The organism is Geomonas sp., from assembly GCF_056994735.1.
Window position 1 is genome coordinate 1 of record NZ_JBXKJL010000251.1, and the last position, 12,098, is coordinate 12,098.

General features: G+C 61.4%; 12 protein-coding genes and 2 riboswitches. Of the genes, 2 read left to right on the top strand and 10 right to left on the bottom strand.

The features are described 5' to 3' along the window. Window positions 1-333: 333 nt before the first annotated feature. A complete protein-coding gene (gene gltA / locus AC11W3_RS11115) occupies window positions 334-1,743 on the bottom strand; it encodes an NADPH-dependent glutamate synthase (RefSeq protein ID WP_484091429.1) in 1,410 nt (469 codons plus the stop codon). Beyond that, entirely contained in the window at window positions 1,740-2,588 is an 849-nt protein-coding gene (locus AC11W3_RS11120) for a sulfide/dihydroorotate dehydrogenase-like FAD/NAD-binding protein (protein WP_484093021.1), read from the bottom strand. The genes gltA and AC11W3_RS11120 overlap by 4 nt, the downstream gene beginning before the upstream one ends. 198 nt (window positions 2,589-2,786) lie before the next feature. On the opposite strand from AC11W3_RS11120, the gene AC11W3_RS11125 reads away from it, so the two are divergent. After that, complete coding sequence (locus AC11W3_RS11125) at window positions 2,787-2,987, top strand: type II toxin-antitoxin system VapB family antitoxin (RefSeq protein ID WP_484093022.1); 201 nt, start codon at window positions 2,787-2,789, stop codon at window positions 2,985-2,987. Next, a complete protein-coding gene (gene vapC / locus AC11W3_RS11130; RefSeq protein WP_484093023.1) occupies window positions 2,984-3,400 on the top strand; it encodes a type II toxin-antitoxin system VapC family toxin in 417 nt (138 codons plus the stop codon). The genes AC11W3_RS11125 and vapC overlap by 4 nt, the downstream gene beginning before the upstream one ends. Window positions 3,401-3,578: 178 nt before the next feature. On the opposite strand, the gene AC11W3_RS11135 is transcribed toward vapC, so the two are convergent. From AC11W3_RS11135 to AC11W3_RS11170, 8 genes are all read right to left on the bottom strand, one after another. Continuing rightward, window positions 3,579-4,460: a DMT family transporter gene (locus AC11W3_RS11135; protein WP_484093024.1), complete on the bottom strand. Its 882-nt coding sequence runs from the start codon at window positions 4,458-4,460 to the stop codon at window positions 3,579-3,581. A gap of 170 nt (window positions 4,461-4,630) precedes the next feature. Beyond that, a complete protein-coding gene (locus AC11W3_RS11140) occupies window positions 4,631-5,581 on the bottom strand; it encodes a prenyltransferase/squalene oxidase repeat-containing protein (RefSeq protein ID WP_484089250.1) in 951 nt (316 codons plus the stop codon). Window positions 5,582-5,683: 102 nt separating this feature from the next. Then, window positions 5,684-6,247 (bottom strand): DUF2845 domain-containing protein, encoded by a 564-nt coding sequence (locus AC11W3_RS11145; protein WP_484093025.1) that lies wholly within the window; start codon window positions 6,245-6,247, stop codon window positions 5,684-5,686. 151 nt (window positions 6,248-6,398) lie between these two features. Next, on the bottom strand, window positions 6,399-7,841 hold the full coding sequence (locus tag AC11W3_RS11150; RefSeq protein WP_484089252.1) for a hypothetical protein: 1,443 nt from the start codon (window positions 7,839-7,841) through the stop codon (window positions 6,399-6,401). Window positions 7,842-8,036: 195 nt separating this feature from the next. Continuing rightward, a riboswitch (cyclic di-GMP riboswitch) is annotated at window positions 8,037-8,112 on the bottom strand. Window positions 8,113-8,238: 126 nt separating this feature from the next. Then, a riboswitch (cyclic di-GMP riboswitch) is annotated at window positions 8,239-8,314 on the bottom strand. A 134-nt stretch (window positions 8,315-8,448) separates the two neighbouring features. Continuing rightward, window positions 8,449-9,291 (bottom strand): FAD/NAD(P)-binding protein, encoded by an 843-nt coding sequence (locus AC11W3_RS11155; RefSeq protein WP_484089253.1) that lies wholly within the window; start codon window positions 9,289-9,291, stop codon window positions 8,449-8,451. A gap of 110 nt (window positions 9,292-9,401) precedes the next feature. Then, window positions 9,402-10,406: a 4Fe-4S dicluster domain-containing protein gene (locus AC11W3_RS11160; RefSeq protein ID WP_484093026.1), complete on the bottom strand. Its 1,005-nt coding sequence runs from the start codon at window positions 10,404-10,406 to the stop codon at window positions 9,402-9,404. Window positions 10,407-10,529: 123 nt separating this feature from the next. Beyond that, entirely contained in the window at window positions 10,530-11,489 is a 960-nt protein-coding gene (locus tag AC11W3_RS11165; RefSeq protein WP_484093027.1) for a Fe-S oxidoreductase, read from the bottom strand. 78 nt (window positions 11,490-11,567) lie between these two features. Continuing rightward, entirely contained in the window at window positions 11,568-12,071 is a 504-nt protein-coding gene (locus tag AC11W3_RS11170) for a hydrogenase iron-sulfur subunit (protein WP_484089256.1), read from the bottom strand. Window positions 12,072-12,098: the final 27 nt, after the last annotated feature.

The window sequence follows — 12,098 nt, forward strand, 5'->3', positions numbered from 1 at the left end:
GGGACAGGGGGGATTTGCCTGATGTTGAACTCCCCAAAGCAAAAAAGAGGAGAGCCTCTCAGCCCTCCTCTTTCTCCCTTCTATCTGGCCATTTTTTAACGTCGCGCCATCCGCTTCAACATTATCCATCCTGATTAGCAATCTTCCGCCAGCTTCTAAAACTGTCATTCCCGAAGCGAACGACGTGAAATCTGGATCCCCGATAAGGGCATTCGGGGATGACAATCTCGTAGCGGAAGATTAGCGCTAATTAGTTTATCCTTTCCCCAAGCGTCCCCCCCTTGACAAAGGGGGGACAGGGGGGATTGGGTTTGGCCCGGACGGCAACGGGAATTATTTCTTCAGGTACCCGTTTATCGCGGCAGCTGCGCGCTTGCCGTCGCCCATGGCCAGGATGACCGTGGCGCCACCCCTTACGATGTCGCCTCCGGCGAAGACTCCGGGGATGCTGGTCGCCCCCTCCTCGCTGGCCACCACGTTCCCCCACTTGTTGAGGGTCAGGTCGGGTGCCGTGGCGGTGAGGAGCGGATTGGCGCTGGTCCCGACCGCATTGATCACCACCTCGGCCGGCAGCACGAAGTCGGAGCCTTCGATTGCTTGCGGTCTGCGCCTCCCGGACTGGTCCGGCGGCCCCAGCTCCATGCGCTGGCACTTCAGCCCGGCGACCCAGCCGTCCTCGGTCGAGAGGATCTCGGTAGGAGCGGTCAGCATGACGAATTCGACCCCTTCCTCCTTGGCGTGCTTGATCTCCTCAACCCTGGCGGGCATTTCGGCTTCGCTGCGGCGGTAGACGATCATGGCCCGTTCGGCGCCGAGTCTTCTTGCGGTCCTGACACAGTCCATGGCGGTGTTGCCGCCGCCGATTACCGCCACCTCGTTCCTCTTGATAATGGGAGTCGAGGCATCCTCGCGACGTCCCGCTTCCATGAGGTTGACGCGGGTGAGGTATTCGTTGGCCGCATAGACGCCCTTCAGGTTCTCCCCCGGGATGTTAAGCATCGTGGGAAGACCGGCGCCGTTGGCGATGAAGACGGCGTCGAACTCGACACGAAGTTCGGGAATGGTGAGGGTCTTGCCGATAATGACGTTGCACTCGATGGAAACGCCGAGCTTGCTCAGCACGGAAACCTCGCGGTCGATGATCTCCTTCGGGAGCCGGAATTCCGGAATCCCGTAGCGCAATACGCCGCCGGTGTCGTGCAGCGCCTCGAAGATGGTGACCTTGTGCCCCTGGCGGGCCAGTTCCCCTGCGGCGGTGAGCCCGGCGGGGCCGCAGCCGACCACGGCGACCGACTTGCCGGTGGGGGTGGGAATGGCGCCGGTCAGCAGCTGGTCGGGATGGTTCATCGCCCAGTCGGCGACGTAGCGCTCGAGGTATCCGATGGCGACGGCTTCTCCCTTGACGCCGCGGACGCAAAGGGCCTCGCACTGCGTTTCCTGGGGACAGACCCTGCCGCAGACGGCGGGAAGGGCGTTGTCGCCGCGGAGGATGTGGGCGGCCTTGGGTAGGTCCACAGAGGCAAGGGCATCGATGAACTCGGGGATGGAGACGCCGACGGGGCAGCCCCCGACACATGCGCGGTTCTTGCACTGCAGGCAACGGCGGGCTTCGTTCAGCGCCTGCTCCTCGCTGAGGCCCTGGTTGACCTCTTCGAAGTTCCTGCTTCTCACCTCAGCCGGGAGTTCCGGCATATGAACTCTCTCTATGGCCATTCGCTCTTTGGGCGAAAGCTTGTTGCTCACGACGCTACCTCCTTTGCTAACTTGCACTCCGTTGCCGCATGTCTCGCTGCTTCTTCCTTCCGATAGCTGGTAAGGCGGTCGGTCAGCCCGTCGAAATCGACCAGGTGGGCGTCGAATTCGGGGCCGTCGACGCAGGCGAACTTGGTCTCGTTACCGATGCGGACCCTGCAGCCGCCGCACATGCCGGTGCCGTCGATCATGATGGGATTGAGGCTGACGATGGTTTCGATCCCGTACTTGCGGGTCATCTCGGCCACAGCCTTCATCATCGGTACCGGGCCAACCGCGAAAACCGCCCGCGGTGCGCGCTCCGGGTCGGCCAGCATCTCGCCGAGGGGCGAGGTGACGAAACCCCTGGTCCCGAGGCTGCCGTCTTCCGTGGTGACCAGGAAAGACTCGGAGAGCGGCGTCAGCTCGTCAGCCAGGATGATGTAGCGGCTGGAGCGGCCGCCGATGATGGTGGTGATCTGGTTTCCCGCCTCGGAAAGGGCCTTTACCAGCGGGAAGAGCACGGCAGTTCCGACCCCGCCGCCGACGCAGGCGACCCGTCCCCAGTTGGTGATGTGGGTCTCCTTGCCGAGGGGGCCGGCGACGTCCCTGATGAACCCGCCGACCGGGGTCTCGACGATCTTGCGGGTCGAGGCGCCGATGGCCTGGATGAATAGGGTGATGGTGCCGGCAGCAGCGTCGGCGTCGCCGATGGTCAGCGGGATGCGCTCTTCGCCCTGTGCCAGCCTGACCATTACGAATTGGCCGGCCTTCCGGGCGCGCGCGATGCGTGGCGCCGAGATCACCATCTTGTGGAGGTTCTCAGCAAGGATCTCATTGCTTAGGACTTCGAACATTTCGTCACCTTCTGTCGGTAGTGGTACAGCTTTATAAGTCATGTAAGATATCAGCCGGCACCGTGGAGGGCAAGAAGTATACGTTATTTCGAAAGATTGTTACGGCAAGGGGCAGACAGCTTTGCTGTCGTGGTGGAGGGGCGGGGCTTGACTTTACACATCTCCAGGTGTAATCAATTGTGTAACGGAGGTGCTCCTATGGCTACAAACTTGGCTATCGACGACAAATTGCTGGAAGAGGCCCGTATAGTCGGCAAGCATGCAACTAAAAAAGCTGTCGTCAACGAAGCTCTCGCGGAGTATATCCAGCGGCGAAAGCAGGTGGAAATCATTACCCTCTTCAATACCGTCGAATATGATCCCGATTACGACTACAAGGCCCAGCGAAGGAAGGCATGAAGGTCCTTATAGACACATCTGTGTGGTCCCTGGCGCTGCGACGACGTCCCGTTGCTGGTGGTGCGGAGGTGTCCGAGCTGATCGAGCTTATAAATGAAGTCCGTGCACAGATTATTGGGCCGGTGCGTCAAGAACTACTTTCGGGACTAAAGGACCAAGCACAATTCCAGAAGCTGCGGGACCATCTGCGGGTATTTCCGGACCAGCAACTGACGATGTCAGATTACGAGATGGCATCAGAATTCTTCAATACCTGCCGTCAAAAAGGAATCCAGGGTTCCAACACCGACTTTCTCATCTGTGCTGTCTCAGTGCGGCACCGCCTTCCTATTTTTACGACTGATGGTGACTTCAAGCTCTTTCAGTCTCTCCTGCCAATCACTCTGCATACTCCACGTACGTTCAAACATTAGTCACTGCTTTAACTAATTAGCACTAATCTTCCGCTACGAGATTGTCATCCCCGAATGCCTTTATCGGGGATCCAGATTTCACGCCGTTTAGGAGCTGGATTCCCGATCAGAATCGCTTCGGGAATGACAGCTTTGGAAGCTGGCGGAAGATTGGTACTAATCAGGCTGCTTTATGATCTTACTTTTTCACCCGTAAGGTGGCGCAGAGGATGCCGGTGAAAATGAGGATGATGCCGGCCACATGGAAGGTGCGCAGGCGCTCGCCGAGGAAGGCGACGGCAAGGAGGGTGCTGAAGGCGGGCATGAGGTGGATGAATTGGCCGCCCAGGTGGGCGCCGACCTGGCGGAGGCCGGCAGTCCAGGCGCTGAAGGCTACAACCGAGGCGAGGACCCCGACGTAGGCGATGCTGAGGATGGTCGGGGCATTCACCGCCATCACTTCACCGGAGGCTATCTCCCAGGCATAGAAGGGGATCAGGAAGATGAGGCCACTGATGGTGGTGCTGAAGAGGAAGAGGAAGGGATTTAGTCCTTGGGGATATTTCCGTATCGCCACGGAATAAAGGGCCCAGACCACGGCTGCCAGCAGTACCAGGAGATCGCCGCGGTTGAAGGTCAAGGTGCGGATGCGACCGACATCCCCCTGCAGGATGATGGCTGCGACGCCTGCCAGCGACAGGGCTATGCCGAGGTGCTGGCGCAGGGAGACCCGCTGACCGTAGAAGATCCGGGCGAACATGAGGATGAATATCGGGATGGCGGAATTGACCAGCGCTGCGTTGATAGCGGTGGTCCAGTGCATCGCCGTGTAGATCAGGAAGTTGAAGAGGGTGACGCCGAAGAGGCCGCAGATGGCGATGAGCCAGAGGTTGGCCCTGATGATGGGCCACTCCCGGCGCAGTTTCGGTAAGGCAATGGGCGCGAGCACAGCTGCCGCGAGAATCCAGCGCCAGAATACGAAGCCTGCGGGGGGGATGACATGGTTCATGGCCCGGCTGATCACGAAATTCCCGGACCAGATGAGGGCGCTCAGGGTAAGGAGGAGATACGGCATCGTCATTCATCCATGCTGCATGAGGTGGCTGCGAAGAGGTTAGGCCAAAGGCGCTAGGTTGGCTCATTAATGGGGGGGTGTCAAGTGGAAAAGAGGGAGGGGGAGGGGAGCTGCCCCCCCCTCCCGGGGGGAGAGGGGCAGCGGTGAGGCGAAACTCCGTGGGAGGTGAAGCTGCGTTACTTGAGGTCGGCGAGGACATGCAGCGCGGTGGTGGTGGAATCGGGGGTCGCCCCGTACCCCTCAAGAGGCGCGAAGCCGCCGTTCACCGGGATATAGAGCGCCTTCAGGAAGGCCTTCACCTTCTTGGCGTCGATGGCGCCTTTCGTCTTCAGCAGCTTCTCCGCCCGGACGGCGTACGCCACCTCGTCGAGGTCGGGCCTTCCTGACCCCTTCGTGCCGCAGGGTGTCGATTCCAGGAAACGCCCGGCCCCCTTCTTCGTGGGGTCATCGAGCATCCCGATGGCATCGAGCGTGTACAGCGCCATGTAGGTTGCCCTGGCCGTCGCCCCCCCGTTCCCCCTGGCGAAGCCAAAGCCGCCGCTCTTCTTCTCGAAGCCGCGCACGAAAGCCGCTGTCTTTCCCTTGTCGAGGGAGCCGAGGATGTTGGCGGAGGCGAGGACCTTGACGCCGTAGTAGGAGGTGGCGAGGGTCGGCTCCCTGGACGCCGCGCTGAACCCGAAGCCTCCGTCAGCATGCTTCTGTGCCAGCACGAACCTCCCTGCTTTCTCCATCCCGTCCCCACCGGCGCTTTTCAGCAGTCCCAGCGTCTCCACGCCGAGATCGGTAAAGAGGGTGGAGGAGGTCCTGTTCGCCTGGTCCCCCCCGAAGCCCCCCTCCTTTTGCTGGACCTCCTTGAGGTACTTCAGAATCCGCTCCTTTTGCGGCGGCGAAACCTTGTCGCCGAGGGCGGTAAGTGAATAGACGTAGTCATAGGCGAGCACGGTGGAGACCGGGAAATCGGGGCGGGTCTCCATCTCCTTCATGAACTCCCTGGTCTTCTTCCACTCGAACCCCTTCCACTTCCCCTTCGCGGCCTGCACGTCCACCGTCTCGTGCAACCCGCTGGCTGCCGCCGTCGATGCCGTGAAGGCGAATACTGCAAGTAGTACAAATTTCCTCATCTTCATTCGTTGGCTCCCTTTGCAAGGTGGACGCTGTCGACTCGCACCATCACCCCGGAAATCGCGGTGGTGCCCGCAACGGCAGCTACGACTGCCGTGCGTTTAAACTCACTTCCCGTACTCCCTGGACCTGATGCCGGTGACGACGCCGTTTTCGATGGTGAGCGTCACTCCGGGGAGGTCGGGGCCGTAGCGGTAGGTCCATTCCGTCACCGTTACCCCGGTGCGGCGCGTCTCGCCGCCACTTTTCGTCACGGCCTCCCTGTCCGCCAGCGGCTCCCTGGCGATCGGCTCCCCGCACTTCAGAAATGCCGCAAGGGGTGTGTCCCCCACGGCCAACAACCCGCCGTTCCGGCAGGTGTCGGCGGTGTCGGGTAGCTTGCCGTACCCGCTGCTTTCCACCCGCACCACCTCCCCGTTTTCCAGGCGGATGGTCTGCAGCAACTCGCCGGGGCCGCAGTCGTAGGTCCACTCCTCGATCTTCGTGTCGGTGCTGCTGGTTGCCCCGTGGTCGTCCTCGGTCTCAACCTTGATGTCGCGGGCGTCCTTGAACATGGCTTCGCCGTATTTCAGGGTGACAGCCTGGGGGGAGTCTCCGATATTGACCGTCCCCTCGACGCAGGCGGACCCCATGGCCGTGCCGGCCGCCAGTATGCCGGCGCACGCCGCCATCGCCGCCATCCCGCATAACCTGATCGGCGACCTTCCCCTCATCGTCCCTCGGCGGCCCATCTCGTCACCCCCCTTTATACGCCTTTCGTCAGCGCCGCAGGTTTCAGTGCGGATGAGGGGGGGATGGCCCCCCCCTCTATTGCTCTCCGTGCTAGTCTCCTCCGCTGTGCGGCGGCACGCCCCAGGTGTTCGACTTGCCCGTGTGGCAGACGTTGCACACGCCGATTGCGTACGACTTGTCCTTCCCGGCCGGGAAGGTCCCGAAACCCTGGATTTTGGAGTTCTGCACGTTGTCCAGCGGCTGGGTGGACGGGTTCTCCGCATGGGCCTCGCCGTGGCAGGTCTGGCAGAGGACGCCGCCGTGGTGGGACTGGGCGTTTATGAACTTCCCGAAGAGCGCCGGCCAGGTCTTGGTGGTTGCGTAGGTGGTGGAGTTGTGGCAGGTGAAGGCGGAATTGATCCCCGGCGACGGGGCGTAGCACGACGGCAGGGTTGACTGCTGCCAGGGCTGCGAGAGCTGCTTCGTGGCGATGCGCTGGTTCAGGTTGCCGTGGCAGTCGATGCACCAGATTGCCGTCTTGCCCTTGTGGGAGCCGCGATAGCAGTTCACGTTGTTGCCGGGGTGGCAGTCGTAGCAGTTGGTGGCGATGTTGGGGTCATACTGCGAGAGGACCACCTGGTCCTGGGCATGGAAGCGGTGCAGCACTTCGGAGAAGGAGTACTGGGATACCTTGACGTCGGAGTAGGTGAACCCTGCGCCCGGGAGGATCTTGTAGTTCGGCCAGACGGCGGCAAGCCCCGGGGCCTTGCTCTCTCCCATGGCGGGATCCCAGTGGCACCAGGAGCAGCGGATCGGACCGCCCACGCCGTCGCCGTCCGGGTCGAGGTAGGTGAAATTGATCTTGCTGCTGTTCTGGCCGTGCAGTTGCCCCAGGTACTGGAAGGAGCCTGCGGGGGTAGCGGGGTAGCCGTTGGCCGCGGCGAGCTTGAGATGGCAGGTGCAGCAGCCGCCGAAGGCCACCGGCACGACCGTCGTCGTGCTGGCCACCACCTTTCCGGTGGAATTCTTAACCGAGATCAGGGCGGTCAGGAAAGGATCGCGGTTCGGGCCCCCCAGCGGGTCGGTCATGAGGTCCTTTGAGGTGTTGGTGGTCACCGGGTAGGCGGGGATCCCGCTGGCGATGTAGGAATTTGAGGTGGCGTCGTACCTCATCGTGCCGGTAATGCCGTTACCGGTAAGCCCCACCACCTTGCCGTTGACCACCGGCTGGTAGCCGGGGAACATCTTGGGTCCGTACTTGATCCACTGGCTGAAATAGGGATCGGACTGAAGGATGGTGTCGTTCTCCTCCGCAAAGGAATAGCTCAGCGTGAGCCCGCTGGTGGGGAGAGACGGGTCTTCTTTCCCGGTCTGGATCACCTGTGCCCGAATGGTGTTGAAGGGGGGGAGGAGGAGGAAGCCTGCGAAGGTGGGGCAGGCACAGTGCATCCCCAGGTCGTTGTTGGCGATCACCTTGTATCCGGCCAGGGCCGGGGTGGACAGGATGGCCATGGCGGCCAGCGCCGCCAGCGATCGTACTATTCCTTTCGTCATCTAGTACCTCCGTGTTGAAAAAGACTGTTGCAAGAAACTCTCTGCGCCGACCACCCGTGCGGGATACTTCCCGCTCCGTGGTGGTGCGGCGATCCGCTACCGACAATACCGCTCTGGACTTCAGCCACCTCCTTTTGGAATTTTTCGGGACTCGGGGTACAAAAAAGCCGGGGCCTCATATCAATCTCTCGATATTTCGGCGACCCGGCTGTCTCGGTGAGACCCTTAGGCTTTCCGTCCCATCCTTGCGGATGGTTTAGTATTGTCGTCTATCTCCCCTGCCTGTTTGTGATGAAACCCGGTACTAGATTCGGCTTCCCCCCTCGGAGCACCTGTCTGCTCCGGAGACCCGGCCGCAAAAAAGCCGGATCGTCAAATATCGTGATTGATCTGATATTTCGGCGACCCGGCTATCTCGGTGAGACCCTTGGGCTTTCCGTCCCATCCTCGCGGATGGTTTAGTATTGTCGGCTATCTATCGTAGATGTAAGACTATATGGAAAATTGCATAGTCTAATATCACAATTCGGCAGCGGGATGCAACACTTTAGATCTTTTTTTCTCTCCTGTGGAAAAAGTGAGCTTGGACGGGGGAGAGGAATGAGGGCTAGAACTCCTGCGGCATGGCCTTAACCTGGGCGGCGGTGAAAACGGGGCCGTCCTTGCAGACATAGACGTTTCCCACATTGCAGCGGCCGCACTTGCCGACGCCGCACTTCATCCTGTTCTCCAACGTGGTGTAGATCGCGGTATCGGAGAAGCCGAGCCGCTCCAGCACCGGCAGGGTGAACTTGATCATGATCGGCGGTCCGCACACCAGCGCGACGGTATTCTCGGCACCCGGCGCCGCTTCCTCCAACACATTGGGCACGAAGCCGACCTTGCCGTCGAAGTCAGGGCCGTTGCCGCCGGGATCGACGCATTTTACCAGCCTGACGTCGTCGCGGTCCTGCCACTCGGCGAGCTCCCGCTTGTAGACGAGATCGGCCTCCGAGCGTGCGCCGTAGACGATGGTTATGTCGCCGAACTTATCACGCAGGTCCAGGCAGTTCCAGATCACCGTGCGAAGGGGCGGAAGCGCGATCCCCCCGGCGATGAAGACCAGGTTCTTGCCGTAGAAGTCCTCGATGGGGAAGGAGTTCCCGTAGGGGCCGCGAACACCCATGGTGTCGCCGACCTCGAGCCTTCTCAGTTCCTCGGTAACGCGCCCCACACTCCTGAAGCAGCACTCGATATACCCCGTCCTGGTCGGCGAGGAGGCGATGCAGAAGGTCGATTCCCCGGCACCGAAAGCGGAATACTCGGCGAACTGCCCGGCCCTGAAGGTGAACTTCTCCCTGACCTCCTCGTCCTGGAAGACCAGGCGCAGCGTCCGTACGTCCGGAGTCTCGTCGACAATGGACTCGATGGTGGCCAGGTGAGGCATGTAGATGTTATTGGATTTGCACATAAGGTAACCTTTTAACAGCGGCATCCGACACCGCCACTATCCCCTCCCCCCTGGAGGGGGAGGGTAAGGGTGGGGGGGAAGGTGCCATGAAATGAGTCTGTTCGCTCTTCCTATTTACCGTTTATCGTGCTGAGTATGTCGGCGATGTCGATACCAACGGGGCAGGCGCGGACGCACCTGCCGCACCCGGTGCACAGGGTCTTGCCGAACTTGTCGTCGTAATACTTGAACTTGTGCATGATCCTGTTGCGATAGCGTTTGTTCTGGGTGTCGCGCGGGTTGTGGCCCGAGGCATGATTGGTGAACTTCCCGAAGCCGCAGGCATCCCAGTGCTTGCGCCGGGTACCCTTCTCAGCGCTCCCTTCGTCATTGATATCGAAGCAGTGACAGGCCGGGCAGATGAAGGCGCAGGCGCCGCATCCGGCGCAGATGTCGGCGATGCTCTGCCACAGCGGGTCCTCGAAGTGCGTTTCCAGCCAACCCTTGATCTTCACCATGTCCAGCTTCCCGCTCTCCTGTCCCGAGAAGGGCACAGGCGCAGCCGCCGGGGCTTCCCCGAAGAATTCCGGGTGCGCGTCGACCAGCGACCTCCCTTTCCCGGTGACGGCCTTGCAGGCGTAGGAGCCATCCTTCAGCGGGGTCAGGAAGAGATCGCTTCCCGCCTCCGAGTCCGGCGCATGACCGAGGGCAGTACAGAAGCAGGCGTCGTCACCCTTGGTGCAGGCGATGCCAATGATGGTCGTTTTCCTCCTGCGCTCCTGGTAGAAGTCATCATGGTAATCCCACGAGAAGACCGCATCGAGGATGGCCGGGGAGCCGGCATCGCAGGGGAGGGCGCCGATGAGCACAGCCTCCGGGAAGCCGGCCCGGTCGACGTCGCGGACCTCAATGGCGCCGTTCTCCCTGGAGAAGGTGAGGATCTCCTCGCAGATCGGGAAGAAGAGCTCCTTCGAGGATCGGCGGGGAAGCGCGCCCAGGACCAGCTGAGAGCCCGCGGCAAGCGGTTCGTAGAGCACCATGGTCCCCGCCCGCTTCGGCCCGACCACCAGCTTCGACTCCTTGACGAGTGCGTCAACCAGGTTGCGAAGATTCGCTTCAGTAATTATCTGCGGCATAAGTTAATTCTCTTGTGGCATCCGTGATGGAGGGCGAGGGGGAAGGCTCGGAACGATTGAAGAAGTTTTAGATTTCCTCTGTGTCCCCCGCGCCCGCACTCGGTGTCCTCCGTGGTCAGGCTTCTATTTAATGAATGACTGATCGTCATCCTCCCGGTACTGGGTCAGGGGCCCCTTTTCCTGCGGCGTCAGGGTCGCCTCGTAGTCGTACAGCTCCTTCAACTCCTTGGCCATTCGCCGGTTAAGGAGGTTCAGCGGGATGTCCATGGGGCAGGCGCGCTCGCACTCGGCGCAGCCGCCGCAGCGCCCGGCCAGGTGCATGGCGCGCACGATGTGCCAGGCCATGTTTCCCGCCGGCCTCGGCGAAATCTCCACCGCCTGGGGCCGGTTCCTGTCGCAAAGGCACTGTTCGCAGTAGCAGAAGGGGCAGACCTGCCGGCAGGCCATGCACCTGATGCAGCGCGAGAAGTGCTCCTTCCAGAATGCCCACCGTTCCGCCTGGGGCATGGCCTCGATCCGCGCCAACTCCTCCGCCTCGGTCGGCGTCAGAGCTGGTAACTGCGGCAAGGTCCCGGCTACGACGTCCGCCCCCTCAGGGAGATGCACCGTGCATTCCCGGCACTTCCTGGCGATGTTCGCCTCAGAAAGCGTGTCTTTTCCCTCGCCCTCCGGAAGATGGGTGCTTGCTCCGTACACCCCCGGGCAGGCGACCCCGATGATGAGGAGATCCTCCCGCTTGATCTGCGATTCTCCTGTCAGCCCCGCGAGAGCCCGCATGTCGCAGCCCTTGGCCACGATGGCGATCTTCCCCTTCGGCAGGACACCCTTTTTCGCCTTGGTGAGATAGAGCGAGAGGTTGTTGACGCAGGCGGGGGAAAAGATCAGCCGCGCTGCTTGTTCCTGAGTGGTGGCCAGGGCAGGGAGTGCGGTATTCTTCCGCCGCCCCGGAAGGTACCCCACCACTGCGGCCACCGCCCCCTCTTTCAGGAGCTTCGTCGCTTCAAGCCGTATCGCGTGGGTGACCGCCTCGTAACAGGCCGGGTCAATGGTCGAGGCCTTTATTTTCTGTGCTTTAGCATTCATGTGTCATGGCACCCGCTGGTGTCGCCGCCGGCTCAGGCAGTGACGCAGAGATTTTCTGGAAAAGGGAAGTGACGAATTTCAGGTGATATGGTCGAAGGCCTCTTTAAGCTCCGGCGAGCTCAGTGCGGCCGACCACTGTTCTTCATGCTCCAGCGCCTTGAACTCCAGCATCGGCCCCATCGACCGCACCCTTTCGGTCAGTTCGGTCACCACTTCCACCCACTTGCCCCCTTCGGCGGCCGAGACCCAGGAAAACTGGAGCCTTTCCAGGTCGACACCGACGAAGTCCAGGAGCGCGCGGAAGGCTGCGAAGCGGCGACGGGCGTGGAAGTTCCCGGCCATGTAGTGGCAATCGCCGGGATGGCAGCCGGAGACGAGGACGCCGTCGGCTCCCTTCTGGAAGGCCCGCAGGATGAAGACGGGATCGATCCTGCCGGTGCAGGGGAATTTCAGCACCCGGACGTTGGACGGGTACTGCATCCTGCTGGTCCCGGCCAGGTCGGCGCCCGCGTAGGTGCACCAGGTGCAGACGAAGGCAACGATCTTGGGCTCGAAGTCGTGTTGTTTGGCTTGTGCGTGCATGGGAATCCTTTGAGAAACAAAGCATGA